This window comes from Desulfuromusa kysingii, from assembly GCF_900107645.1.
GTDB lineage: Bacteria > Desulfobacterota > Desulfuromonadia > Desulfuromonadales > Geopsychrobacteraceae > Desulfuromusa > Desulfuromusa kysingii.
The window spans coordinates 75,829-100,609 of the sequence record NZ_FNQN01000003.1; the positions used below are offsets into that span (position 1 = coordinate 75,829).

The 24,781-nt window shown below is 46.7% G+C and carries 22 protein-coding genes; 15 read left to right on the top strand and 7 right to left on the bottom strand.

What is annotated here, in order from left to right:
• Window positions 1-31 precede the first annotated feature (31 nt).
• Window positions 32-1,312, top strand: coding sequence for a 3-isopropylmalate dehydratase large subunit (locus BLU87_RS05670; protein ID WP_092345622.1), 1,281 nt, complete (start codon window positions 32-34; stop codon window positions 1,310-1,312).
• A 17-nt stretch (window positions 1,313-1,329) separates the two neighbouring features.
• Entirely contained in the window at window positions 1,330-1,860 is a 531-nt protein-coding gene (locus BLU87_RS05675; protein ID WP_092345624.1) for a 3-isopropylmalate dehydratase small subunit, read from the top strand.
• Between the two features lie 108 nt (window positions 1,861-1,968).
• Here the strand turns inward: BLU87_RS05675 and BLU87_RS05680 are convergent, their stop codons facing one another.
• Window positions 1,969-4,791: a cache domain-containing protein gene (locus tag BLU87_RS05680; RefSeq protein WP_092345626.1), complete on the bottom strand. Its 2,823-nt coding sequence runs from the start codon at window positions 4,789-4,791 to the stop codon at window positions 1,969-1,971.
• A gap of 174 nt (window positions 4,792-4,965) precedes the next feature.
• On the opposite strand from BLU87_RS05680, the gene BLU87_RS05685 reads away from it, so the two are divergent.
• Both BLU87_RS05685 and ilvD read left to right on the top strand, forming a co-directional pair.
• A complete protein-coding gene (locus BLU87_RS05685; RefSeq protein ID WP_139167475.1) occupies window positions 4,966-5,193 on the top strand; it encodes a hypothetical protein in 228 nt (75 codons plus the stop codon).
• 119 nt (window positions 5,194-5,312) lie between these two features.
• Window positions 5,313-7,169 carry a dihydroxy-acid dehydratase gene (gene ilvD, locus BLU87_RS05690; RefSeq protein ID WP_092345630.1) on the top strand — a complete coding sequence of 619 codons (1,857 nt, stop codon included), beginning with the start codon at window positions 5,313-5,315 and terminating at the stop codon, window positions 7,167-7,169.
• Between the two features lie 66 nt (window positions 7,170-7,235).
• Here ilvD and BLU87_RS05695 read toward each other — a convergent pair whose 3' ends face one another.
• Window positions 7,236-7,991: a DsbC family protein gene (locus BLU87_RS05695; RefSeq protein ID WP_175498280.1), complete on the bottom strand. Its 756-nt coding sequence runs from the start codon at window positions 7,989-7,991 to the stop codon at window positions 7,236-7,238.
• A 217-nt stretch (window positions 7,992-8,208) separates the two neighbouring features.
• On the opposite strand from BLU87_RS05695, the gene leuB reads away from it, so the two are divergent.
• The 8 genes from leuB to BLU87_RS05735 all read left to right on the top strand — a co-directional run bounded on the left by leuB (window position 8,209) and on the right by BLU87_RS05735 (window position 16,573).
• Window positions 8,209-9,303, top strand: a complete 1,095-nt coding sequence (gene leuB / locus BLU87_RS05700; protein ID WP_092345634.1) for a 3-isopropylmalate dehydrogenase — start codon at window positions 8,209-8,211, stop codon at window positions 9,301-9,303.
• A 63-nt stretch (window positions 9,304-9,366) separates the two neighbouring features.
• The gene (locus BLU87_RS05705) at window positions 9,367-10,116 is read left to right on the top strand and encodes an energy-coupling factor transporter transmembrane component T family protein (protein WP_092345636.1); all 750 of its coding nucleotides are present in this window, start codon (window positions 9,367-9,369) and stop codon (window positions 10,114-10,116) included.
• Window position 10,117: 1 nt separating this feature from the next.
• Window positions 10,118-10,852, top strand: coding sequence for a tRNA pseudouridine(38-40) synthase TruA (gene truA / locus BLU87_RS05710; protein WP_092345638.1), 735 nt, complete (start codon window positions 10,118-10,120; stop codon window positions 10,850-10,852).
• Between the two features lie 140 nt (window positions 10,853-10,992).
• On the top strand, window positions 10,993-11,421 hold the full coding sequence (gene rplM, locus BLU87_RS05715) for a 50S ribosomal protein L13 (RefSeq protein ID WP_092345640.1): 429 nt from the start codon (window positions 10,993-10,995) through the stop codon (window positions 11,419-11,421).
• 15 nt (window positions 11,422-11,436) lie between these two features.
• Window positions 11,437-11,829: a 30S ribosomal protein S9 gene (rpsI, locus tag BLU87_RS05720; RefSeq protein ID WP_092345642.1), complete on the top strand. Its 393-nt coding sequence runs from the start codon at window positions 11,437-11,439 to the stop codon at window positions 11,827-11,829.
• Between the two features lie 125 nt (window positions 11,830-11,954).
• On the top strand, window positions 11,955-12,992 hold the full coding sequence (gene argC / locus BLU87_RS05725; protein ID WP_092345644.1) for an N-acetyl-gamma-glutamyl-phosphate reductase: 1,038 nt from the start codon (window positions 11,955-11,957) through the stop codon (window positions 12,990-12,992).
• A gap of 96 nt (window positions 12,993-13,088) precedes the next feature.
• Window positions 13,089-15,221, top strand: coding sequence for a protein kinase domain-containing protein (locus tag BLU87_RS05730; protein ID WP_092345646.1), 2,133 nt, complete (start codon window positions 13,089-13,091; stop codon window positions 15,219-15,221).
• A complete protein-coding gene (locus BLU87_RS05735; RefSeq protein WP_092345648.1) occupies window positions 15,221-16,573 on the top strand; it encodes a L,D-transpeptidase Cds6 family protein in 1,353 nt (450 codons plus the stop codon). Before BLU87_RS05730 ends, BLU87_RS05735 begins: the two co-directional genes overlap by 1 nt.
• 10 nt (window positions 16,574-16,583) lie before the next feature.
• Here the strand turns inward: BLU87_RS05735 and BLU87_RS05740 are convergent, their stop codons facing one another.
• Window positions 16,584-16,805, bottom strand: a complete 222-nt coding sequence (locus BLU87_RS05740; RefSeq protein WP_092346251.1) for a hypothetical protein — start codon at window positions 16,803-16,805, stop codon at window positions 16,584-16,586.
• Between the two features lie 120 nt (window positions 16,806-16,925).
• Here BLU87_RS05740 and BLU87_RS05745 point away from each other — a divergent pair, with 120 nt between their 5' ends.
• Window positions 16,926-18,002 (top strand): DUF2157 domain-containing protein, encoded by a 1,077-nt coding sequence (locus tag BLU87_RS05745; protein ID WP_092345650.1) that lies wholly within the window; start codon window positions 16,926-16,928, stop codon window positions 18,000-18,002.
• On the top strand, window positions 17,999-18,919 hold the full coding sequence (locus tag BLU87_RS05750) for a DUF4824 family protein (protein ID WP_092345652.1): 921 nt from the start codon (window positions 17,999-18,001) through the stop codon (window positions 18,917-18,919). The genes BLU87_RS05745 and BLU87_RS05750 overlap by 4 nt, the downstream gene beginning before the upstream one ends.
• 13 nt (window positions 18,920-18,932) lie before the next feature.
• Here the strand turns inward: BLU87_RS05750 and BLU87_RS05755 are convergent, their stop codons facing one another.
• Both BLU87_RS05755 and BLU87_RS05760 read right to left on the bottom strand, forming a co-directional pair.
• Entirely contained in the window at window positions 18,933-19,733 is an 801-nt protein-coding gene (locus BLU87_RS05755; RefSeq protein ID WP_092345654.1) for an alpha/beta fold hydrolase, read from the bottom strand.
• A 64-nt stretch (window positions 19,734-19,797) separates the two neighbouring features.
• Window positions 19,798-21,093 carry an ATP-dependent 6-phosphofructokinase gene (locus BLU87_RS05760; RefSeq protein ID WP_092345656.1) on the bottom strand — a complete coding sequence of 432 codons (1,296 nt, stop codon included), beginning with the start codon at window positions 21,091-21,093 and terminating at the stop codon, window positions 19,798-19,800.
• 278 nt (window positions 21,094-21,371) lie between these two features.
• On the opposite strand from BLU87_RS05760, the gene BLU87_RS05765 reads away from it, so the two are divergent.
• On the top strand, window positions 21,372-21,950 hold the full coding sequence (locus BLU87_RS05765) for a pentapeptide repeat-containing protein (RefSeq protein WP_092345658.1): 579 nt from the start codon (window positions 21,372-21,374) through the stop codon (window positions 21,948-21,950).
• A gap of 102 nt (window positions 21,951-22,052) precedes the next feature.
• Here the strand turns inward: BLU87_RS05765 and BLU87_RS05770 are convergent, their stop codons facing one another.
• Window positions 22,053-23,237, bottom strand: coding sequence for a multidrug effflux MFS transporter (locus BLU87_RS05770; RefSeq protein WP_092346253.1), 1,185 nt, complete (start codon window positions 23,235-23,237; stop codon window positions 22,053-22,055).
• A gap of 107 nt (window positions 23,238-23,344) precedes the next feature.
• Window positions 23,345-24,769 (bottom strand): aminotransferase-like domain-containing protein, encoded by a 1,425-nt coding sequence (locus tag BLU87_RS05775; protein ID WP_092345660.1) that lies wholly within the window; start codon window positions 24,767-24,769, stop codon window positions 23,345-23,347.
• Between the last annotated feature and the right edge of the window lie 12 nt (window positions 24,770-24,781).

Genomic DNA, 24,781 nt, shown 5'->3' on the forward strand with positions numbered 1-24,781 from the left:
TCATATTGCAATGGAGGAAATAGGAGTATCCATGGGAAAAACATTAGCGGAAAAGATTTTTGACCGCCATCTGCGTGATGAACCCTTTACGGGGACCAAAGTTCTTAATCTCGATCGAGTTCTTTGTCATGAAATTACAACACCAGTAGCGATTGCTGACCTTGTTTGGAGAGGAAAAGATCGGGTATATGATCGAAATAAGCTCAAAGTTGTCATTGATCATGTGACTCCCTCCAAAGATACTAAAACGGCCACTCAAGCAAAGATCTTGCGTGACTGGGCTCGGCGTCATGAAATTCCAGATTTCTTTGATGTCGGCCGCAATGGCGTTTGTCATGCCATTTTCCCTGAGAAAGGTTTTATCCGACCAGGGTTTACCGTCATTATGGGGGATAGCCATACCTGCACTCACGGAGCTTTTGGAGCCTTTGCTGCCGGAGTGGGGACGACAGATCTTGAAGTCGGGATCTTGAAAGGTGTCTGTGCTTTCCGAGAACCGGAAACGATTCGTGTCAATCTGAATGGGACGTTGCCAAAAGGTGTCTACGCCAAAGACGTTATTCTCCATGTGATCGCTCAGCTGGGTGTGAATGGTGCGACCGACAGGGTCATAGAGTTTCGCGGAGAAATCGTCGATCAAATGAGTATGGAAGCACGGATGACTTTGTGCAATATGGCGGTTGAAGCGGGTGGAACATCTGGCGTCTGTATGCCCGATATGACCACTGTCGAATATCTCTGGGAATTTATAAAAGATGAGTTCCCGACGAAAGAAGCGGCATTAGCTGATTATCAACAATGGGTCTCCGACGCTGATGCTGATTATGCCAGTATTCTGGACATTGATGTCTCAGGTCTGGAACCGCAAGTGACATACGATTATAAGCCTGATTGTGTCAAGTCGATGCAGGAGATGGGCGGAACCCCGGTCGATCAAGTCTATATAGGGACCTGTACCAACGGCAGGATTGAAGATTTGCGTCAGGCCGCTGCTATCCTGAAGGGTAAAACCATAGCTGATTCTGTTCGGGGAATTGTTTCTCCAGCAACGCCAAAAGTTTTTAGTGATGCTTTGGCAGAAGGACTTATTCAGATTTTCATGGACGCAGGTTTCTGTGTCACCAATCCGACCTGCGGTGCCTGTCTGGGGATGAGTAATGGGGTCCTTGCTGAAGGGGAAGTGGCCGCGGCGACCAGTAACCGGAACTTTAACGGTCGCATGGGTAAGGGTGGCATGGTCCATTTGATGAGCCCAGAATCGGCAGCAGCGACCGCCTTGACGGGTGTTATCACTGACGCCAGAACCCTTTAACGATCAGGAGAATAGAGATGCAGAAAAAATTTGGTGGATCGGCAATCTTTCTTGATCGATCTGATATCAATACCGATGAAATTATTCCGGCCAAGTACCTCACTGAAGTGACCAAAGAGGCTTTGACCCCATATATTCTTGAAGATTTAAAGCTGGAAGGTTTTGATCCTAAAGGGGATAAACTGAAGAACGCCACTGTTGTTGTTTCACGCGAGAACTTTGGTTGTGGGTCATCCCGCGAACATGCACCTTGGGTCTTTGAAGTGAACGATGTGCACACCGTCATCGCTGAGAGTTATGCGCGGATCTTTCGTCAGAATATGTTTAATGGGGGGATGTTGGCGATTGAATTGCCAAAAACAGATATTGACCAATTGATGAAGATGCAAGAATTGGGTGATGTGACGGTGTCCGTTGATCTTGATGGGCAGTCGGTCATTGCCAAGGCTGGTGTTGAAGAAAAACGGTTCCAGTTTGAAATCAGCCAGTTTGATAAAGCACTGGTTGCGGCTGGTGGCTGGGTTGAATTTGCCGACGCGCGTTATTAATGACGTAACTTGTGAAAAATGTAAAAGGGGTGCAGATATCTATTTGCGCCCCTTTTGTTTTGGTGTTGTTAATCCATCGCGGTGTGAAGTTTTTAACCCCTAACCCCGTTATTTGATTTTGCTGGAATGATCTAAGGTTTCTCTGACAATGTGTGAAAATTCACTTAGGCGAAGAGGTTTGGTGCAATAAGCTGTTATGCCGAAACTGGTGATTTCATCTTTTGTGATTTTAGAGCTGTAACCGGTACAGAGGATAATTGGAAGTTTTAGGCCCGCTTTTCGGATTTCCACAGCTAATTCCTTGCCTGTCATTTCAGGCATGGTTTGATCTGTTAGGATCAGGTCAAAACTCTCTGGGTTTTTCTGAATTAATTCCAGTGCTTGTTTGCCACTGGAGACAGAAGTGACCTTATAACCTAAATCTGTGAGTATCTCTCCATCGATATGGATGAGCTGTTTCTCATCGTCGACCAAAAGGACATTTTCAGACCCTTTTAAAATTGTTTCGTTTTTCAGATCTAAGGGGTTGTTGGTTTGATTTGTGATGGTGGGAAAGTATAGTTCAAATGTTGTTCCTTGCCCTTCCGAGCTGATTACGTTTATGAACCCTGCATGCTGTTCCATGATCCCTTGTACAGATGATAAGCCCATGCCAGTTCCTTTGCCAACATCTTTGGTTGTGAAAAATGGATCAAATATTTTATCCAGGGTTGCAGGCGCGATTCCGCAGCCATTATCTTTAATGGACAGTTTTGCATAAATTCCAGGCCCCTTATCATGATGCGCGGGTATTTCGGTTTGATCGAGCTTTACCGATTGTAAGGTCATCCTGATTTCACCTTCTTCGTCTGTTGCATGCAAGGCATTGGTGTAGAGGTTTAGGAGCGTTTCCTGAAGCTGTTCACTGTCAGCATAAACCTTCAATTCTTTATCTTTATCGGTGACGGAGTAACTGAGGTTGAGAGTGGTTGGCGCGGTAGAATGGAGAAGCTTTAACGTGTCTTCAATGACAATCGAGAGTTGCACAGATTTTTTTTCATGGTTTCCTTTGTGACTGTAAGTCATGATTTGATTGATGAGACTGCGCGTGTTCATAATTGCATTCAAGGCATTGGTGAGATAAATTTGCAGTTTTTCGGGCTGTGATAGCTTTCTCTGAGCCATCTCTAGGTTTCCGAGAACAATAGCCAGGCTATTGTTGAAATTATGTGCCATCCCCCCGGCCATGAGTCCAACGGCCTCCATTTTATATCTTTGCCGTAATTGCTCTTCCATCTCCAATTGTTGTTGTTTAAGCTTTTTTTGTTCCGTCACGTCACGTTCGATTGCAAACAGATAAGATTCCCCTTCAATTTCAACCATTTTTAAGGTGGTTTCAACGGGAAAGATGCTGCCATCTTTTCTTCGGTGGGACACTTCGATCCTGACAGTCTTCCCTTCTTGTAGCAGTCTCAATTGTTTGTCATTGTCTAAGCCCCCTTCTTCAGAAAGGGTAAGAAATGTAAGCGGCTTGCCAATCAATTCTTCACGTGTATAGTCATGTTTGCGACAGGCCGATTCACTCACGTTGACGATGATGAGTTGCTCCTTTTGATATTGTAAAATTAGTACATAGTCAGAGACGTGTTCAAACAGGGTGCGAAATTTGAATTCCTCAGATCTAAGAAAGTTTTCGGCTTCCCGGCGCTTGTCAACCATCTTATTAGCGTCTAAAGCTAGCTGTTGAAATTCAATGAATTTTTGTTCGTTGAGGTCAAGGGATATTGCGTTGTCGGCCGCATGGTGGAAAAAATCGCGAAAATTGCTAAAGCTGGAGATGATCTGCTTGTTAAAGCGATGTGACGAATAAGCAAGAAGGAGCAATGAAACAATAAGAGTACAAAGAATTGTTATCATTTCTTGAATCAGGGATATCTTTCTCTCTTTAAGCATTGCTGAGACTTCAGCATCCAGATCTGCGATAAAGTCTCCAGAGCCGACATACCATCCCCACTCAGGAATTCCCGCAACATAACTTATTTTGGCTTCAGGACGTTCTCCTTCAAGAGGGGGCATGACATATTCGAGGAAGCCTTGGCCTTCTTTGGCAATTGCTATCATTTCTTGAACAATTTTTAGACCATTGTTGTCCCTGACTTCATACATGTTTCGGCCTTTTGCGGGGAAAGAGAGGCTCAAGCCGCTGAAGTCGGTAACAAAAACATATCCGTTGTTGTCAAACTTAATTTTTTCAATACGTTCTATCAGGTTTTTTTGATGATCACTGACAATTTTATCGACATATTCGTCAATTCCAATAACCCAGTTCAGCGGAGCAAAATATTTGACATAGGCTATTTTCTTGTGTTGACCCTGGGGGTCGTTGGGAATCTTGCAAGTATAGTTATAAGCACCTTCTCCTTTGTTACGGGCAATATTCATCAGGTCTTGAAGAATTGATTGTGTGCCTATATCACTATTTTTGAAGAAGCTTGTTCCCTCTAAATGTCGTACTGAGAGGGCGATCTTCTCTATGCTGTCGTCCAAGCTCAGAGTAAAATAATAACCACGTGCTTCATCATGACGGAGACCTTTCAAAACGTTTTTTATCTCCGTGCGGATCTGTTCCATACTCCCGTTTTCTTTGTGGTAATTATACAATTCTTTGACAATGGCATAAGCGTCATTGGTGCTCTGTCGGACCTCTTCATTGATGTTTTTTTGCAGGGCCTGTTGTTCATGTTTGATGATGTTGAGAATGTATAATGTTCGCTGTTTAAGCTCTTGCCGTTGTTGTTGTATCGCTTTTTCTTTGAGGAGTTCTGTGGTTGAGACCAGTTGTTGATAGCTGCTGATAAACCAGAACGAACCTAAAAGAAATACAGCCAGAAGAATGCTGAGAAAATTACGGCGATAAAAACTTCTGGTCAGGCTTTGAGAACTTTGCTTCATATTTCATTCTTTTTATAAAAGGTAGCGCTTCTTTTATGTGAAGAAGGATCAAACGCATGCGATAAATAGTCCATTTTAAAAGTAAATTCAAATGTACAGGATAAGATAATTAAAATAAAGTAATATTTTAGGCTTGGCACCAGGAGGAAGGTTGGATTTTATTTTGATTCAATCGTGATGTTTTTATGGGGCGACGGACAATTTGTTTGTAATGCTGTTGATCCTCTCCCGGAGCCATTGTTCTCAACCACGGCTCTAACCCTTGCCAATGAAGCAATGAGTGAAACAATCGAAATTACTGATAGCGACGATGACGAGTTGGTGGTCGCTTCAGTCGATACTGCGACATTCTCAATTCGATTGTCAGTCGTGTTGACTTTGGCTCCTGATGCCCTTGATTGATATCAGCTTGTCTACGACAGTTCATGACAGAGGGCAGCAAAATGTGCTAATATTTGCCGCGAAATTTACAAGAAATACGAATAACTAAATATCATTTTAACATCAACAAAGAGGACATTATGCCAATTTATAGATCTGCACAATCCGTTCAGGGGAAGAACATGGCTGGGGCCCGCGCCCTGTGGTTGGCAACGGGGGTCAAACCAAAAGATTTTGGCAAGCCGATTATCGCGGTGGTGAATTCTTTTACCCAATTTGTCCCAGGTCATGTGCACTTAAAAGATCTGGGTCAGCTTGTCGTTTCTCAGATTGAAGCACATGGCGGTATCGCTAAAGAGTTTAATACCATGGCGATCTGTGACGGCATTGCAATGGGACATCAGGGGATGCTCTACAGTCTCCCTTCACGTGAGCTGATCGCTGATACTGTTGAGTATATGGCCAACGCCCATTGTGTTGATGCGTTGGTCTGTATCTCTAACTGTGACAAGATTACCCCTGGTATGTTGATGGCCTCTATGCGCTTGAATATCCCGACAATTTTTGTCTCCGGCGGTCCTATGGAAGCAGGACGGGCGACACTCCAGGGAAAGAAGCTCGCATTGGATCTGGTGGACGCTATGGTTGCCGCCGCCAATCCGGAAGTGAGTGATGAAGATGTTGCTGTTTACGAACGGAGTTCCTGTCCAACCTGCGGCTCCTGTTCGGGGATGTTTACCGCCAACTCGATGAATTGCTTGACGGAAGCTTTAGGCATGGGATTGCCAGGAAATGGCAGTCTAGTTGCTACCCATGCGGATCGTAAGGGGCTATTTCTTGAAGCAGCAAAGCGGATTATGGATTTAACGAAACGGTGGTACGAAGACGATGATCAGCGGGTTTTGCCACGATCTATCGCATGCCGTGGTGCCTATGAAAATGCCATGCGTCTTGATATCGCTATGGGGGGATCGACAAATACCATTCTTCATCTGCTCGCAATTGCCCGTGAAGGTGAAGTTGATTTTACCATGGCCGATATTAACCGCCTGTCCTTACAGACGCCAAATCTGTGTAAAGTTGCTCCAGCGGTTCAACATTATCATATGGAAGATGTTCATCGCGCCGGTGGTATCTTTGCTATTCTTGGAGAATTGGACCGAGCCGGATTGATCCAACGCAATGTCCCGACAGTGCATAGTCCAACCCTGGGAGAAGCGCTGGATTGCTGGGATGTTTTGCGTACTGATGCCCCTGATGTGCATGAATTTTATCGTGCAGCCCCCGGTGGTGTGCGTTGTGTCGAGGCGTTTGCCCAGAATAATCGTTCGACTTCCCTTGATCTGGATCGTGAAAAAGGGTGTATCCGGGATCAGAAACATGCCTACAGTCAGGATGGTGGTCTGGCCGTCCTTTATGGCAACTTGGCCCTTGATGGCTGTATTGTCAAGACTGCTGGCGTTGATGAGTCGAACCTGACCTTCTCTGGCCCTGCTCGCATATTTGAAAGCCAGGAGGATGCGATTGAAGGGATTCTTGGTGACGTCGTCCAGCCCGGTGATGTGGTGGTGATTCGCTATGAAGGGCCAAAAGGGGGCCCCGGTATGCAGGAGATGCTCTATCCAACCAGTTATCTGAAATCGAAAGGTCTTGGAAAAGCCTGCGCGTTAATTACCGACGGCCGTTTCTCTGGTGGAACTTCAGGGTTGTCGATTGGACATATATCACCTGAAGCCGCTGAAGGTGGATCAATAGCATTACTGCAAGACGGTGATCGGGTTGATATTGATATCCCGGCACGAAAAATTTCAATGCAAGTTAGCGAAGAGGTGTTACAGCAGCGTCAGACCGAGATGCTTTCCAGAGGAGATCAGGCCTGGCAACCGACCCTGCGACAACGAGTTGTCAGTCGTGCTTTGCAGGCGTACGCGGCAACAACGACCAGCGCGGCACGTGGGGCAGTGCGTGATCTGGAACAATTAAAGGCTAATCGCTAACACTTCTGTTGATAGGATTCAAAGAGCCGAAGTACTCAAGTACATCGGCTCTTTGAATTTTTAACGTTATTTAGCGGCAACGCGGTTTTCTTCAATCATTTTTAAGAGATCTTCCAGCGGACTATATCCCGAGGAGAGTTGTCCGTTGGGTAAGACCAGTGCAGGAGTTCCACGAATATTTAATGCCTGAGCTAGAGCCAGATTCTTAGCAATGGTGTCTGTCTCACAGGTCGGTTCAGGAAGCGCCTGTCCTGAGAACGCCATTTCAAGCTGTTCCATTGATTTGTTGCAAAGGATGGTTTGGGTGATCTTTTGCGAACTTTGTTTAAAAGGGATCAGCTTGATGTAAAACACTAGATCCGGATTTGTCTTGATCGCGTCATGGAGAACTTTGTGAAGTTTGGTGCAGTAGGGACAGTGGGGGTCTGTAAACACTATTGTCCGTTGGGATGCTTCCGGGTTGCCCAAGATCAGGGCATCTTCAAGCGGGATGGTTGATATGTCAACCGGGTTCAGTTTTTGGTAGTATGCTTCAGTCAGATTCTTGCGGTCTTCAATCCTGATGACGTTTCCGGTGAATAAATATGCACCGCTGGCATCAAGGTAGAGGGGGATGACCTTCCCTTGCATTCTCATGGCAACACGGAATAACCCAGGCATTTCTGCGGGGTCTACTGAGACCACTTCACCTTGAATCCCTTGCAAGGCCTTGATGGCATCATCTTTAGAAAGCTGTTGGTTGCCATCGCTGTCGGCTGCCGCGTATGTGGGCAGGGTCGCAGTTAAGACAAAGATTATGAAAAACGGTAAAATCAGACGCATAAGTCCTCCTGTTGATGGTGCATTGTTTGAGTCAGTTTGATTTATCTGCTGTGTCATCGGTATTCAATAGAACGTGGAACAATAACACATCTACACTGATGCTTCCAGTCGTCCCTATCGTCAGAAATGGTTTGACACAAAAGATCCTTTTTCCTATAGTTTAGCCGCTTTACCCCGCATAATTTATAGGGGTTTTATTTTATGGAGGAACTTGAACATGGCTAACAGTTTTACAGTTGCGGTTTTGCCCGGAGACGGGATAGGTCCTGAGGTGATGGCAGAAGCACTTAAAGTGTTGGATGCTGTCGAAAAAAAATATGACGTCAGTTTTAAACGGACACTCGCCAATGTTGGCGGCGCAGGTATTGACAATGAAGGCAAGGCTTTGCCTGATACCACTGTGGATATTTGTAAGCAATCTGATGCGATACTTTTCGGTAGCGTCGGTGGTCCCAAGTGGGAGACTCTCCCTCCAGACGAACAACCAGAGCGTGGAGCTCTACTCCCTTTACGGAAAATTTTCGGTCTGTTCTGTAACCTGCGTCCGGCGATTATTTTTCCGGCACTGACGGGGGCTTCGAGCTTAAAAGATGACGTGATCAAAGGTGGTTTCGACATCCTTGTTGTCCGTGAGTTGACTGGGGGAATTTATTTTTCAACTCCTAAAGGGATTGAAGGCGAGGGTAGTGAAAAGACTGGTTTTGATACCATGAAATATTCCGCCGCAGAGGTAGAACGAATTACCCACGTTGCTTTTGAAGCTGCTCGAAAGCGTGGCAGCAAAGTTTGCTCTATCGATAAAGCTAATGTGTTGTCAACCTCGGTACTCTGGCGTGAAGTTGTGGAACGTGTGTCCAAAGAGTATCCCGATGTTGAGCTGTCCCACATGTATGTTGATAACGCGGCGATGCAGTTGGTGCGCTGGCCGAAACAGTTTGATGTCATGCTTTGTAGTAATATGTTTGGCGATATTATTTCCGACGAAGCCGCAATGTTGACGGGCTCGCTTGGCATGTTACCTTCTGCTTCCTTGGCCGAAGGTTCCTTCGGCATGTATGAGCCTTCAGGTGGGAGTGCTCCAGATATTGCCGGACAGGGGATCGCTAATCCGATCGCACAGATTCTTTCCGCTGCAATGATGTTACGTTACTCTTTTAATATGGTTGCCGCTGCTGATGCTATCAATGCTGCTGTTGAAGTAGTTTTGAATAACGGTTATCGCACTGGTGATATTTATCAAGGAGGCGATAACGAGAAGAAAGTTAATACCTCTGAGATGGGTGATGCAATCATTGCTCAACTTAATCGCTGATTTTGTTCGGGGGACAGGCAATGACGTCTGTCCCCTGGATGAACCTGTCTGTATTTGTTGGTTATGACTGAAGGTTCTTACCGTTCTGGGAATAGTTTTCTACACCGAACCGATCCGCGGGTCAAGTTGCTACTGGTTCTGGGTTTGGCCGTTTGTTTGTTCTCCGCCACGACCCCACAAAGGCTGCTGTTGATTTGTTGTCTTTGGTTTGCCGTGGCAGGAGTCTCAACTCAGGTTTTTTATGATGTCTTGAGGATCATCAAGATGTTGCGCTGGCTGCTTGTATTTACCCTCATCGTTCATCTGTTTTTTACCCCTGGACGCACCCTGTTTGGCACCAGTTGGATTTCATATGATGGCTTAGTGCGCGGCTTGATGATTAATACCCAATTTGTCCTGGCGGTTTTGTTTTCGTTGCTGCTTGCTTGGACGACTCGCCCTGAAGCCTTGGCAGCAGGACTGACAACCCTTCTGGCACCATTGCAACGATTGCGTGTTCCGGTGAAAGAGGCCGGGGGGATGTTATTGCTGGTGCTCCATTTCTTTCCACTGATTCAAGCTGAGGTTGCTATTCTAAAAGCAGAGCGCAAAGAAAATCATGCCGGTCGTTCCGGGATTAAAGGCTGGATTTGTCATGTTGAGCCTCTGCTGACTCGATTGTTTGATGGTGCCGATGCGTTGGCAAGAGAGATCAATTCGGGATCTCAACTGCTGGAGCAGGGTGCCGATCGGGAAGGCGCTAAGTTTGATCGTCACGCATTAATGACAGCCGTTGGCGGCTTAATTATCATTCTATTGCTGTGGCAGGTTTGAGATGGTCAGGATCAAATTGATCGTCTCTTATGATGGGACAAATTATGTTGGCTGGCAGTATCAACCGAACGGCATCTCTGTTCAGCAACGGTTAGAGCAAGCAATAAAGGATTTAACCGGGATTACCCACAGGGTCTACTCCTCGGGGCGAACTGACTCCGGTGTCCATGCCCGGGGGATGGTCTGCCATCTTGATACTGAAAAAATACTTCCGGAGACTGCCTGGCGGGAAGGGTTGAACCGGTTTTTGCCCGATGATATTGTCGTCCGCCATGCAGAACAGGTGGATGAACAGTTTCATGCCCGGTTTTCAGCGCGGGGCAAGCGTTATCGCTATACTATTTTATGTGATCCCGTTCGCTCACCTTTGGATCGCATCGACAGTTGGCAAGTTAAGAAACCGCTTGATCTTGAAAAGATGCAACAAGCAGCACAGAGCTTTATCGGTCAGCATGATTTTGCTGCATTTCGTACTTCGGGCTGTTCCGCAGGCACCACTGTTCGAGAAATATTTTCAATCACATTCAGTGGCGATGCACCCTTGCTCTATATTGATGTTTGTGGTAGTGGTTTTTTGCGCAATATGATTAGAATGATGGTTGGGACTCTGGTACAAATAGGGCGAGGTAAAAGACCCGTGAGTACGATACGGTCACTCTTGGTAGATGCAGGGTCTGCCCCTTCACCCCTCACGGCTCCTGCACAGGGGCTCTGCCTGATGGAAGTTTGGTTTTGAATCTATAATCCTAAGAGGCAGAAACTAGGAAAGTCAATTTCGCGGCTGTCGAATTTTCTTGACAGCAAGGGGCTAGTCGGATAGGTTATCCGCTTTGTGAGCCCTACAACCCTTATGTCATAAGTTCAGAGAGGAATGCGATGAGTACTTTGGTCGCTAAAGAGCAAGATATTATAAGAGATTGGTTTGTTGTAGACTTAGAAGATGTCGTTCTTGGTCGTGCTGCAACTGAAATAGCTCGTGTTTTACGTGGTAAACACAAGCCGATTTATACCCCCAGTGTAGATACTGGTGACTTTGTTGTTGTTCTCAATGCTGATAAAATCAGATTGACAGGCAACAAGATGGCAGATAAAAAGTATTATCACCACACCGGTTTCCAGGGCGGTATCAAGGAAATCAGTGCTGAGAAATTACTTCAAAAGAAACCTGAGATGCTGGTTGAAACCGCTGTCAAGGGGATGCTGCCCAAGAATAAGTTGGGTCGTAAAATGTTTCGTAAACTCAAGGTTTATGCCGGTGGTGAACATCCTCATGCCGCACAGCAACCTAAAGAACTGAAGTTATAAAACCGGGAGATATAGATGGCTGAGCAGAAGTATTATGCAACTGGCAAAAGAAAAACCTCAATCGCACGTGTTTGGATGAAACCAGGTACGGGTGTGATTACCGTGAATAAACGTCCTTTGGATGTTTTCTTCGGTCGTGAGACGTCAAAAATGGTTATTCATCAACCTCTGGAGTTGACTGATAATCTTGGTAAGTTTGACTTTTTTATCAACGTTTCCGGAGGCGGTATTTCTGGCCAAGCTGGTGCAATCAGACATGGAATCACCAAGGCTCTGCTGGATGTTAACCCAGAACTTCGGGGCACTCTGAAGCAAGCAGGATTTATTACTCGCGACAGTCGTATTAAAGAGCGTAAGAAATACGGTCGTAAAGCTGCTCGTGCGAGTTTCCAGTTCTCCAAACGTTAATTCCATCTTTTGGCAATTATCTGCTGGATATAATAAAAGAAAAAGGGAAGCCCAGCTGGGTTTCCCTTTTTTTTGTCTAAGATTTATTGAGTGCTTAATCATTTTTGTTGAATACGGAGAACTCTATGTTGAAAGTTGCTATTGTCGGAGCCAGTGGCTATACCGGTGCTGAATTGTTACGGATCCTGGTTGGACATCCCGAGGTTGAAATCTGTTGTGTCACCTCTCGACAACATGAGGGGTTGCCGATTCATCAGGTTTTCCCTTCTTTAAGCGGTTTCTGCGACCTGTTGTGTGAACCCCTTGATGTTGCCGCTATCGCAGCCCGTGCTGACGTGGTTTTTACCGCTTTGCCACACAAGTCAGCGATGGAAGTTGTGCCTGGATTCCTTGATGCTGGATGTAAGGTGATAGATCTTTCTGCGGACTACCGTTTAAAAGATCAGGATGTCTATCAGCAGTGGTACCAACCCCATACCAGTCCAGAGCTGTTTGCTGAAGCTGTCTATGGCCTGCCTGAACTCTATGCTGAGCAGATCCGTTCAGCGCGGTTAATTGCCAACCCCGGTTGTTATCCGACCAGTGTGATCCTGGCTTTGGCCCCTTTGCTTGAGGAACAGTTGATCGACCCCAAGACTCTGATTGTGGACAGTAAATCAGGGGTCAGCGGCGCTGGTCGCGGGGTAAAACTCGGGAGCCTCTTCTGTGAGTCCAATGAAGGGTTTAAGGCTTATGGTATCGCCAGTCATCGACACACTCCCGAGATCGAACAGGAACTCGCCAGTCTTGCGGCGACCGATATCCGTTTAAGTTTTACCCCTCACTTGCTCCCGGTGAACCGGGGGATACTCTCTACCTGTTATGCTGATCTGCTTGAGACAAAATCATCAGATGAGCTGCTTGACCTGTATCGACAGCGCTATGCCGATGAGCAATTTGTCCGGGTGATGCCTGGTGAGCAACTTCCGAACATTGCTTATATCCGTGGTACAAACTTCTGCGATATTGGTCTTGTCAGCGATCCACATACGGGGCGAGTTATTGTTATATCCGCTATTGATAACCTGGTTAAAGGTGCTGCTGGTCAGGCGGTTCAGAATATGAACATTATGTGCGGTTTTAAGGATGCGATCGGTTTGGGTATTGTGCCAATGTTTCCTTAGCCCCAGGCTCCATCCAATAGCGGCTTGCTTTTTGCTGTTTCTGTCCATATTATGAGTGACTAACTTATTGTATCTATTCATCTCTTGAGGATCTGTATGCTGGAAAGTGGTGACTCGGTTTTTGATTGTCAGATTGACAAACAGTTATCGGACAATAATATCTATGCGAGCTATCTGACCCGTTGTGTCGATGGCAAGACCGCTAAACTGTTTCTGCTCCATCCTGACCCGTTGTTGAATCAACGGCAGCAACACGCATGTATAGAGCAAGCGAGCTGGCTATCCAGTCAAGCTTTCCCCGGGGTAGGGGTCCCTCTGAACGCTGGAGAAATAGATGGACAGTTGGCCTATCTTTACCTCCGTCCGCAAGGAAGGTCCTTACGGCAAACTCTTGTGGATGGCTATTCGGCGCAACAAGCTGTGGTCCTACTGCAAAAGATTGCAACTCACTTGAGTGCAGTGCATAATGCCGGTTTCTGGCATGGCAACATTTCACCAGAAAACATCTATATTGATGCTGCATCCCCTTATCTTGCCGAATTTGCTTTGAGTCAACTGATCCGACTGGATTTCCATTCCGGAATTGACCCTCAATATACCAGCCCGGAACAAGTCCGTGGCGAAACTTCAAGTAGTGCCTCCGATATCTACAGCTTGGGCTGTATTCTTTATCATCTGCTGACCGGCGGTCCCCCTTTCTCTGGTGATGAGCCTTTTGCCATTGCCAAGCAGCACCTTCAGGGAGAATTCCCCCCGCTTCCTGAAAGCTTACAGGTTCTTCAACCTTTGCTGATTGCAATGACAGAACTGAGTAGCGCCGAACGTATTACTGTGGATGAATTGATCCATAACATTGGTGATATAGCGGAATCACATCTGCTTGATCAGATCGAGACTGACAGGTCATCAGGAGATCATCCTGTGGAAGACTCCCCGACAACTGCAAGTGTCTCGCTCCTTGATGAGGCTCTGGATAGTTCTGAACTTGCTGCTCGCATTGAAGCCCGACTCAAGGAGCATGCCACTGAATTCCATGATTCAGAGCCCTTGGTGTCGCAGATAGAAGAGGCCCAAATTGATACGGTTGTCGAACTGGATCAAGTTGTTCAAGAAAACAAGACAGGCTTTGGACGCCTTGTTCTGATTCTGCTCCTTGGCATCGCGATCGGTTCTGGTTTGTATTTTTTCCTCAGCCCGTCGATCCCCGGAACTGTTCCTGCGGTGGTTGAATCAACAGTTATTGGTGACGATACTACCATAGCTGATTTAGATCTTGGATTGCAGTTGTGGCAGGATGAAGATTTCAACGGTGCTGAAGCTGAGTTTAAAAATAATATTGCTGCGAATCCGGAGGATCCACGAGCCTACAACAATTTGGCCGCTTTTTATGCGGCTCAGGGTAATTATGAACAGGCGCGTGATTATTTAGAGCAGGCGTTGGCGACGGATGAGAAGTATGCCACGATCTATCGGAATCTGGGATCTGTGTATGCTGAAATGGCCAGGGGGGCCTATGGTCGAGCTTTACAGATTAATCGACTTAAAGAGACTGTCTCCTTGCCGGTTTTCTCTAGCAAGGGAGTTGTGAAACTGCAATCGGACACCACTGTCGCTGGAAAGAGCTTGGTCCCTGCTGCGGATACAGCGACAGCGACGGCATCGTTATCGACAGCGGGTGAGCAGATTTCTGCTTCTGTTGCGACTCTGAATCCTGAATCCGAGGAGACGCCGGCTGTCAGTCCTGTTAATCAGTCGCCACCTGCAGTTAAAATTGCCGAGGAGGCGCAAGCCCATAATACCGAAGAGTTGATCGTTGCGGTCGCACAACAAGGTGCTCCGGATAACGATGGGAAGAACGAAGATGTTGCGACCGATTTATCGTCGGAGAAGCCTGAAAGTTTTCTCCAACGATGGGCACAAGCGTGGTCAAACCAGGATGTCGATGCTTATCTGAGTTTTTATGGAGAACAGTTTGTCCCTCCTGCCGGGAGAAGCCGGGCTGACTGGGAAGCTCAACGTCGCACCCGGATACGGGCGCCAAAAGAGATCCAGGTAACGCTGGATGCATTCCAAGTGATACCGGGTGAAGATAAGGTTCAACAAGTGGAGCTTATTCAGAGTTATACCAGTAACCTTCTGAGTGATCGCTTTAAAAAAGTTTTTGATTTGCAGCAGACAGATAATGGTTGGAAGATTGTTCGTGAGCGTTCTATCGGGAGAGTTCGTTGATGCTGAAACGGATTACTATCTCTGTTCTGATTGTTGGACTTTTGGGGCTGACCGGGGTTAAGGTCGGAGCTCTCTGGACTCAGCAGCAGGTTCAAGAGGGGCCGACGGCTCCGTCTTTTCCATCTTTTGATCAAGGAATCAAGTCGCCACAGAGCGGAGAAGTCAATTCCCAAGTGGAGGTTCTCTTTGATCGTTTGAACCGCCGGTTAGAGCGCAACCCTGATGATTATGAAGCAAGTTTACTCAAAGGTTTATTATCGTTTCAGGTGGGCGGATTAGATGATGCGATTACTGAATTACGCACCTTAACGCAACGTGCGCCAAAATTTCAGCTCGCCCATTTAATTCTGGGCGATCTGCTGATGGCGCGGTTCAATCAGGTTGATGCTTTTGGTCACAATGGATTAATTCAAACCAATAACAGTACGCAGGAAAAACGGATCCAACAACTTCAAAGTGAAGCCAGAGCCCGTCTTCAAGGATATCTATTTCTGGTCGACGGGGTTGAGGTTCCCCGTGCTCTGCTTGCCTTAAGCAGTGAAACTGAGTATGCCTTACTGGTCGATAAAAGTAAGAATCGACTGTATGTTTATCATAACTCCGGCCCCGGCTTGTCCCCTGAATTGGTGGACGATTTCTATGTTGTCCTAGGAAAAAAGACCGGTGAAAAATACCGCGAAGGCGACTTGAAAACTCCCAGCGGTGTCTATTTTGTCACCAGTTACCTTCCCGATGAAAAACTGCCACCGCTCTATGGTAGTGGTGCCTTTCCTGTGAATTATCCAAACGAATACGATCATCGTTTACGCAAGACAGGCAAGGGGATATGGCTACATGGCACCGATAAATCTCTCTATAGTCGCCCCCCCCTGGATAGTGAAGGATGTGTGGTCTTAACCAACGAAGAGTTTACCCGCATTGGACAGTATGTTGAAATCGGCCGCACACCTATTATTATCAGTGAGTCAGTTGATTGGGTCTCGAGTCGGGAATGGTTGGATCAGAATATTGAAGTCCAAGCGGCTTTGGAAAACTGGCGACAAAATTGGGAACGCGCGGATTTAAATTCTTATCTGGATATGTATGCCGAGGATTTCTGGTCAAAAAAGTATGATAAAGAGGGGTGGGCTACATATAAAAGGCAGGTGTTTTCCAGTAAGAAATTTCAGAAAATCGACCTCTCTGATATCTCAGTTTTAAGCTATCCGGGGGATAAAGAATCCCGCCCCATGGTTGTTGCTAACTTTGTGCAACATTACCGTTCCAATAACTTCAACGGTAACACCCATAAGCGTCTCTACATGGTGAAAGAGCAGGGCGATTGGAAAGTTCTTTATGAGGGGCGACAGTAGGTTTTACTGGTCAATCAGTTGTAACAGAGTTCAATTTTGCCAATAACTCGTTTAAATTTAGGTGATATTTTTCCGCAACCTGCTGTACCGATTCAAACAGCATCTGACAGCAGATACATTCTCCCACCTGCCCATCGTATGATTTGAAGATCGCTTCCGTTGCAGGGTGGGCACTGATAATGTCCAGCAAAGTCATATCTGTGGTGATTGATTCGATTTGTTTATTGTTCATGGCTGATAACTTTTCCAATGGTAAAAGGCTCGCCGTTATTTTGACTCTCTTGATCGGGTTTTGCAAGAGTCTATCTTTCTTGGCATAACTAAAATAATGACGTTGTCAGGGGGTAAATTTATGCAGTTACAGTCAAAAGCTGATGCCCAGCGCAGAGTTGATCAGATTGCTGATTTTCAGGCTGAATTGGCGTTAATCGAACAGGAAAAGATTATCTCCCTGCAAGAGAGTGACCGCTCTGCGATTGCCAACTACCATGCTGACCTGATAGCACAACTGGCGGCTGCTTTTGATATCGATGTCAATAAGCGGGAGAAACAGTTCAGTCTCGGGATGAAGATCGCTTCGTTCCTGGGGGCGCTCGGGCTGGCTGCCAGTGTGTTTTTTCTTTTTTATCAATTCTGGGGACGATTCACAACGGCAACGCAGGTTTTGATCTTAATCGTTGCCCCCCTGCTGGGGTTGTCTGCGACTGTTTACGCCTCGTACCGGGAGAAAACCGGCTATTTTTCAAAGCTTCTGGGGTTAGTCAGCTTTGGTTGTTTTGTTTTGAATCTATCTATGCTCGGACAGATCTTCAATATAACCCCATCTGCCAATGCTTTTCTGTTATGGGCGATGTTTGCATTTTTTCTTGCTTATGCCTCTGATGTACGCCTGCTGCTTGCCGTGGGGATAATATGTAGTGCCGCTTTTCTGTCGGCCCAGACAGGAACTTGGAGCGGTTGTTATTGGATCCATTTTGGCGAACGACCGGAGAATTTCTTTCCGGCGGCTCTCTTCCTTTTTTTGATCCCTCTTTTTCCCCATCATAAATACTCAGGCTTTTCTGTCATCTATCGAGTCTTTGCGCTACTGTTGTTTTTTGTTCCCGTTTTGATTCTATCCAACTGGGGCAGGATCAGCTACATGCCTCTGAGTTCTGAAGGGGTAGAGAGTCTTTATCAGCTTATTGGCTTTATCTGTAGCGCCGCTGCGATATGGCTGGGGATAAGGAAGGGCTGGTCTGAGGTTGTCAATTGCGGCAATGTTTTCTTCACGATCTTTCTGTATACCAAATTTTATGATTGGTGGTGGGATTGGATGCCGAAGTCGCTCTTTTTCCTCCTTATTGGTCTGACCGCTATCTTGATGTTGTTGATTTTCAAGCGGCTGCGAAAGACACAGAGTCAATCGGGTCAGGAGGTTTCAATATGAAACGACCCTTGTCCCCCCGGATTTTGTATGTTTTCGCATTTGCGATCCTGATCGTGACCAATGTTGTCGTGCTCTCGGTTGTGGTGATAAATAGACTCGGGACACCAGAATCGCAGATAACTCTTACCGAGAGGGAATTGTCGTTATCGCATCACTCTGGTCGAGAAAACAGTGGTCTGAAACTCCATCTCAACTGGCGGACTTTAAGCCGGGATCAAGATGGAAATAATTACAATTATTGGGGGGCACCGGCCTGGTTGGATGCTGAAAAATTAGCGGAGCTGGGTTTTAATATCGATAAAGTTAGCAATGTCAACAACGCTCAATCTTTTGCCCGCCGGTCAATCCCTAAAGAAGTTTTTATTGTGCTTGAAAATGATGGGGCCTCTTACCAGAAAGCTGTGAGTAGAGCAGTGCTTTCATTCAGAAAAGAGCAGGATAGATTAGATTCTGCTCCTGATGATAAAAAAATACGTGCGAGCGTTGAGCAAGCAAAAAAGCGGGTAAAGCGTGAACAGGTTACCGCATCTCGCCTGTTTGCCATCGACGCCGGAGTCAATCCGCAAAAATTAAGAGAGCAATATCCTGATCGCTCAATTTTCATCATCACCAAAGGGCTGGTCAAGCCAGGGGCTTATGTTGCTAAAAAAGAGACATCTGTGTCCGGACTTATCACCCGATTAAGCATTGGCAATATCCATGTTTCACGCAAACACCGCAATATGTTTGCTGGTATCCTGGCTCAGGATAGGTCAGGTTCCCCTGATTTCAGGCCACCCCGTTACCGGGTTGAGGTGGCGTACGGTCGCCGGTTTGAACCATGGTTAGTTGCTACGGAGCCAATGAGTGATAAATCTGATGAAAATGTGTCGATGCCGTTTCTGCTTCAAAACAAGCAAGCTCACTCAACTCAATAAAACTTGACAGTGATCAGACCGTCTGCACTGAACGGAGAAAAGAGATGAGGACTTCGTTGAAGAGATCTCCATTCTCAAGGTTCCCCAGATGTCCGACTGCTGACAGCATTGCAAGTCTGGAGGCGGGGATCTGTGCAGCCAGAGCGATTGATTTCTCGGGCGGAATGGCCTGGTCGTCTTCGGCACCGATGATTAACGTCGGAAGTTGCAGGGTCGCCAATAATGGAGTCGCGTCGCGTCGATCTCGGATCGCCTGCAACCCATGGATAAGACCTGTTGTTGATGTCGCGGTCATCCAGCTCTGGACCTTAGCGATTAATTCCGGCCGGTTTTGTGTGCTGTGGGGGGCGAAGAGGACTGGGAGAAAGGCATCGGCCACGGTCTGGGGACGACCCGCTTCAATCTCGGCGATTAGGTGATCACGCTTGGCTCGTCCTGTTTCATCGTCGGCGTCACTGCGGGTGACCACAAAGCAGGCGGCGCTTATCCGTTGCGGATAACGCTGGAGCAGGTCAAGTAATAAGTAACCTCCCATGGACATACCAGCAACTACAGCTTTTTCCACCTGCAATCGATCCAGCAGGTTGATCAGATCATCAACCATCGCTTCGACTGTACCGGGAGATTCTCCTGCCTCGCTTTCTCCGAAGCCGCGTAGATCTGGGGCAATCACTCTGAAGCCTGCAGCACTCAATGCTTCAATTTGCGGTTGCCACATCTGTCGGTTGAGGGGGAATCCATGAATTAACAGGACCGCCTGACCTGTTCCTGCCTCGTCATATGCGAGATGAATATTTTCGGGTTTGGATTGCATTTTTCTCTCCTTGATGTGGTTTTATTGCTCCACTGCCAAAACTATTAATTTATCCCTTGGCTGATCAAAGTTCCGCAATATCTCCTTGCTGTCCGGTTGAGGCGAGTACGCTGCTCCAGAACCAGCCTTTGGGGTCAATTCTTTTGCGTTGTCGCGTCGCCAGCGCTATAGGAATATGGGTAAACTGATTATTCCACGAACCCAGGACCATATTGGTCCGCCCGCTCATGCCGGCATGGACTGCGTTGTGTCCGAGCAGCAGACAAAATGCTGAATCGTGGGCGTTGGCAGGCTGACTACGGATAATGTAACTCGGATCAATATATTTAAGGGTGATTTCTGTTTTTATTTCGGTAAAGTGGCTCTTAATCGTGTCGCGCAGCCACTCGCCGATATCTCCTAACTGTAGATTCCCTGAACTGTCACGTTTGCCGGTGACGGTCATCAATTCTTGCCCCGCCCCCTCTGCGACAACAATGACAGCGTGGCCTCTGCGTGTTAAACGTTCTTCTAGTTTCTGCATCAGTTCATGGGGGTTAAAAGGTTCTTCAGGGGTCAGACAGAAATTGACTTGGCCGTTGACCAGGGTCGCTTGAGCCGCAATAAAGCCAGAATCGCGTCCCATCAATTTGACCAGACCAATGCCATTGAACGCGCCGGTCGCTTCAGAGTGTGCGGCATTAATCGCATTCTGCGCAGCAGCAACGGCGGTCTCAAAGCCAAAGGTTTTATTGACAAAACAAATGTCGTTATCAATGGTCTTGGGGATGGCGATAACACTCAGTGGCAAACCCCGGCGCTTGACTTCTGCGGCAATTGTGGCAGCTCCTTTCAGAGTCCCATCACCTCCGATGGTGAAGAGAATACCGACGCCTAATTCTTGCAGATAGTCGACCATTTCCACCGCATCTTGAGGCCCGCGTGACGATGCGAGTATCGTTCCACCTAACTCGCTGATATGATTAACGGCATCAGGACTTAAAATGACTGGTGGAACATCATGACGTTTGACCAGCCCTTTGAAACCGTAGCGAAAACCGAGAATGCGTCTAACTCCGTAGTGGTGATAAAGACTCATGACCACGGCACGAATCACATTGTTGATGCCGGGACACAGCCCTCCGCAACTGACAATGCCGCAGGAAAGCTGATGCCGATCAAAGAAAATCTGCTGGCGAGGCCCTGCGCGTTCCATACTCGGTGGTTCAAGCCCCGCTGCAATATAAGGGCGTAAATCTTCAGGACTGGAATGGTAGAGTAGTCGTTCGTTCTCGTCGGCAAACTGCACCCCTCGCATGGGTGATGTAAAGTGGCAACTGCCAAGTTGTTCAATCTGAAAATCGAGGCTGGGATCCAGCATAATAAATCCTTTAAGTTTTATTTTTTTTGCATCCTTTTAAGCTGAGATACAGGTTAAAAATAGCATCGTTTTCCCGCCGAATAAAACAGATTTGTCGGCAGACTAGCTCTACCGTATGAGTCAAACAGGTAATGGGTAGATCTTAAAATTGTACCGTACTATAAACAGAGTGCAGGGAATTAATTTAAGATATCATGCAGATCTATGAATTTTTCTATTTAAGAGGCAGCAATCTGTCGCGATGCAAAAAGGACGGGATTTATCGCCTGAGGTAAAAGATGGCATATTTTGAAAATTATAATGACGGGATTGAATTTAAAAATTTGTGCATAACGGAACAGGATATAAATGGTTTTGAATTTAATCATTGCGACTTTAGCGCTTGTAATTTTAGCGGCTCGACGTTTAATAAATGTCGCTTTGAAAATAGTACCTTTATGGCGTGCAATCTTAGTTTGATAAAGCCTAAAGACTGTTCTTTTATTGATGTTGATTTCAGGAACTGTAAGGCCATTGGAGTCGATTGGGCTGAAGCATCGATGTCCCCGAGGATTAATTTTTATGCGTGCACGCTTAATTCCTCATCTTTTTTTGGTTTGAACCTGTCAAAGATAATAATGACCGATTGTAGTGCCATGGAGGTTGATTTTACCGAAGCCATTTTGGCGAAAGGTGTCTTTGCTTTGACTAATTTCTCAGGCAGTCGTTTTGCAAAAACCAATTTCACTCAAGCTGATATGCGTCAGGCAACCAATTACGCCATTAACCCGGATTATAATATATTGAAACAGACTCACTTTTCTGTGCCTGAAGTTATCTCGCTCCTTTCCGGTCTTGATATCATTCTGGATTCCTGAAAGTCGGCAGAAATCCAGCTTTCAAAACTGTGATCATGTGTCTACATCTATGAGCATCTCATATACAGAAAATTTTAAGGTGCTCATTCACACTGGCGCAACTCAATGTTCTGAGTTGATTTGACCTTCTATCATTTTCCAGATCAACAAAACGACAAGAGAGGTCACCAAGGTCAACAGGCTGTAGACCAGGACGGGATGACTCCACTGATAAGTGACGATCGCCATACATAAGGCGCCTGAAATGAACTGATAAAAGATCAGGAATGACGACGCTGAGCCGACGTCCGTTTGCACTAGGCCGAGGATCAAGGCTGCACTGATTGGACGACTGAAGCCGATACTGAATGCAAACAGGGCCATAAAGAAGAGGAAAAACAGATAGTGTTGGGCCGCCAACAACAGCAACCCTGAACCGGCCAGAATACAACCGCATATTGACCAGGTAATTGCCCCTTTGCTTCCAACTCGTCTGGCGATCCTCGTGGCCATATAGGCACCGAACATGGAACTGAGTGCATTGAGGCCGAAAAACAGGCCGAACAACTTTTCCGATAGTCCAAACAAGGAGATATAATAGATTGGTGAAAAGGCGAGGTAGCCATAGAACGGGAGACTTAAGAGACCCATCCCCAGACTGGCAAACATGAATTCCCGGTTACTGAAATGGATGCGGTAGCGTGTCACCAGATGCAACAACGGCGTTGTCAGTTTTTCTTTAAGCGTTTCGGAAAAACTGGAAGCAATCACCAACGTCAACAGGACCATAGACCCCTGCAACAAAAAAATGACGCGCCAGCTGTACCACTCTAGAAGAAAAGCACCCATTAGCGGGGCAACCATTGGTGCAATCGCAACGATGGTCATCACGTATGCAATCGCCTGTTGTCTCTCCACGCCGCTGAAACGGTCACGGATGATCGCCATAACGATCGCTGACGGTGCGGCGGCTCCCATCCCCTGAAAAATTCGGGATAAGATTAGTTGATGAATATTTTGTGATGCTGCGCAGAAGAACGAGGCACAGATAAAAATGAGTAGACCCGCAATGAGAATCGGTTTGCGCCCATATTTATCTGATAGTGATCCAGCGATCAGAATGCAAATGCTGAAAGTTAGAAACCACAACACTAATGTCAGGTTTGCCAGGTCGACGCCAATATTCCACCCCTCTGCAATTTGCGGGATGGCTGCCAGATACATGTCGGTTGACAGGGGAGGCGTTGCCGCAAGCATTGCCAGAAAAACGACATAGAGGGCTTTATGTTTTTCGATGTTGAATATCATGCGTGGGAACATATACTAAATAAGGGGGGAAAGGGAACTGTTCTTAACATGGAAAAAGCAAAACGATCTTTTCGTTTTGCTTCGGTTGACCATAAATCCCGATGTTGTCAGGTCGAGCACCGGGCAGCAACCCATTGTCCCAATTTCTCTATCGCTTTCTCCTTTTCGGGAGTCCAGCGGGCAGAGTAGTTCAATCTGAAACAATGTTGATACTGTTTGTTGAGGGAGAACATTTCACCTGGGGCGATGAGGACATCATGTTTGCGGCCATAATGGTACAGTTCGGTCGCGTCAACATGTTTCGGCAATTCAAACCAGGCGACAATGCCGCCTTGCGGACGGGAAATCTTGGTTGTTGTGGGGAAATGTTCTGAAACCAGATCAACCAGATGTCGATAGCGGTATTGATAGGCTTCTCTAGCGTGACGTAGATGGCGCTCATAAATCCCCTGGCTTAAGATCTCTGCACTGACCAGTTGAGGGAGAATTGGGGTCGACAGCATATTGAGGAATTTTCGATGGAGTAATTCTTGGTAATAGCGTTCGGAGAGTATCCAGCCCACTCTGAGTTGTGGATCAATCGTTTTGGAGAGTGATGAACATAACAAGACCAGTCCTTGAGTATCAAATGCTTTAATTGCACGGGTCCGCCGTCTACCAAAATAGAGATCACCATAGATATCATCTTCTATGAGGGGAACCTGATACTGTTCCAACAGTAAAACCAACTCTTTTTTACGTTCGTCCGGGATACTGCATCCCAGAGGGTTTGAAAAACTCGACACCGATAAAACTACTTTGATGGGCCATTGTTCCATTGCCAACTTGAGGGCTCCCAGACTCAGACCCGTCTGATGATGGACGGGAATTTCGACAGCTTTTAAACCATAGGCCTCGATCAGTTGTAGAATACCATAGTAACAAGGGGACTCTACCGCGACGACATCACCAGGCTGAGTCAAAACCTGGAGACACAACCCCATGGCATTTAAGCACCCGGCTGTTGTGACAATGCTAGCTGGCGATATTGCCACCCCGGCATCTACAGCGTGATGGGCAATTTGTTGCCGCAATTCGTAAGGACCCACGGGGTTGGTATGACCGATCCCGAGATGTTTACGCATTCTGGATAATCGAGTGTAGGTCCGCTCCAAGTGTCGAGTTATGGGGAAGTCGGTGGCTGGGATAGCCCGACTGAAACTGACGGCATTGGGTTTTGAAATCTCCCGCTGTACATCCATAACCAACTGGGACGTTGTTGCGAGCACTGGACGAGATTGGATCTCGGATGTGCTCGGTACTTCCAGAGAGTCACGAACCTGCCTGCGCACATAATATCCCGATTTGGGCCGTACTGCGATCCAACCTTGCTCTTCTAGGAGGTGATAGGCTGCTGTCACAGTCGAAATGCTGACATTTTCCAGTTTTGATAATTGTCTGACCGAAGGCATCCGTTCACCAACGGTTATTGCTCCAGTCCGTATGAGTCCAGCCATTTTCCCCGCCAACTGAGAATATAAATTATTTTCCATCGACTTCACCAG

What these genes read in the sequence shown, in the direction of transcription:
- BLU87_RS05765 (WP_092345658.1), top strand. Translation starts at nt 21,372, where the DNA reads ATGGCATATTTTGAAAATTATAATGACGGGATTGAATTTAAAAATTTG.
- BLU87_RS05755 (WP_092345654.1), bottom strand. Translation starts at nt 19,733, where the DNA reads ATGCAATCCAAACCCGAAAATATTCATCTCGCATATGACGAGGCAGGA.
- ilvD (WP_092345630.1), top strand. Translation starts at nt 5,313, where the DNA reads ATGCCAATTTATAGATCTGCACAATCCGTTCAGGGGAAGAACATGGCT.
- BLU87_RS05705 (WP_092345636.1), top strand. Translation starts at nt 9,367, where the DNA reads ATGACTGAAGGTTCTTACCGTTCTGGGAATAGTTTTCTACACCGAACC.
- BLU87_RS05695 (WP_175498280.1), bottom strand. Translation starts at nt 7,991, where the DNA reads ATGCGTCTGATTTTACCGTTTTTCATAATCTTTGTCTTAACTGCGACC.
- BLU87_RS05730 (WP_092345646.1), top strand. Translation starts at nt 13,089, where the DNA reads ATGCTGGAAAGTGGTGACTCGGTTTTTGATTGTCAGATTGACAAACAG.
- BLU87_RS05745 (WP_092345650.1), top strand. Translation starts at nt 16,926, where the DNA reads ATGCAGTTACAGTCAAAAGCTGATGCCCAGCGCAGAGTTGATCAGATT.
- rplM (WP_092345640.1), top strand. Translation starts at nt 10,993, where the DNA reads ATGAGTACTTTGGTCGCTAAAGAGCAAGATATTATAAGAGATTGGTTT.
- BLU87_RS05760 (WP_092345656.1), bottom strand. Translation starts at nt 21,093, where the DNA reads ATGCTGGATCCCAGCCTCGATTTTCAGATTGAACAACTTGGCAGTTGC.
- BLU87_RS05750 (WP_092345652.1), top strand. Translation starts at nt 17,999, where the DNA reads ATGAAACGACCCTTGTCCCCCCGGATTTTGTATGTTTTCGCATTTGCG.
- BLU87_RS05670 (WP_092345622.1), top strand. Translation starts at nt 32, where the DNA reads ATGGGAAAAACATTAGCGGAAAAGATTTTTGACCGCCATCTGCGTGAT.
- BLU87_RS05740 (WP_092346251.1), bottom strand. Translation starts at nt 16,805, where the DNA reads ATGAACAATAAACAAATCGAATCAATCACCACAGATATGACTTTGCTG.
- BLU87_RS05675 (WP_092345624.1), top strand. Translation starts at nt 1,330, where the DNA reads ATGCAGAAAAAATTTGGTGGATCGGCAATCTTTCTTGATCGATCTGAT.
- argC (WP_092345644.1), top strand. Translation starts at nt 11,955, where the DNA reads ATGTTGAAAGTTGCTATTGTCGGAGCCAGTGGCTATACCGGTGCTGAA.
- leuB (WP_092345634.1), top strand. Translation starts at nt 8,209, where the DNA reads ATGGCTAACAGTTTTACAGTTGCGGTTTTGCCCGGAGACGGGATAGGT.
- BLU87_RS05735 (WP_092345648.1), top strand. Translation starts at nt 15,221, where the DNA reads ATGCTGAAACGGATTACTATCTCTGTTCTGATTGTTGGACTTTTGGGG.
- BLU87_RS05770 (WP_092346253.1), bottom strand. Translation starts at nt 23,237, where the DNA reads ATGATATTCAACATCGAAAAACATAAAGCCCTCTATGTCGTTTTTCTG.
- BLU87_RS05775 (WP_092345660.1), bottom strand. Translation starts at nt 24,769, where the DNA reads ATGGAAAATAATTTATATTCTCAGTTGGCGGGGAAAATGGCTGGACTC.
- rpsI (WP_092345642.1), top strand. Translation starts at nt 11,437, where the DNA reads ATGGCTGAGCAGAAGTATTATGCAACTGGCAAAAGAAAAACCTCAATC.
- BLU87_RS05680 (WP_092345626.1), bottom strand. Translation starts at nt 4,791, where the DNA reads ATGAAGCAAAGTTCTCAAAGCCTGACCAGAAGTTTTTATCGCCGTAAT.
- truA (WP_092345638.1), top strand. Translation starts at nt 10,118, where the DNA reads ATGGTCAGGATCAAATTGATCGTCTCTTATGATGGGACAAATTATGTT.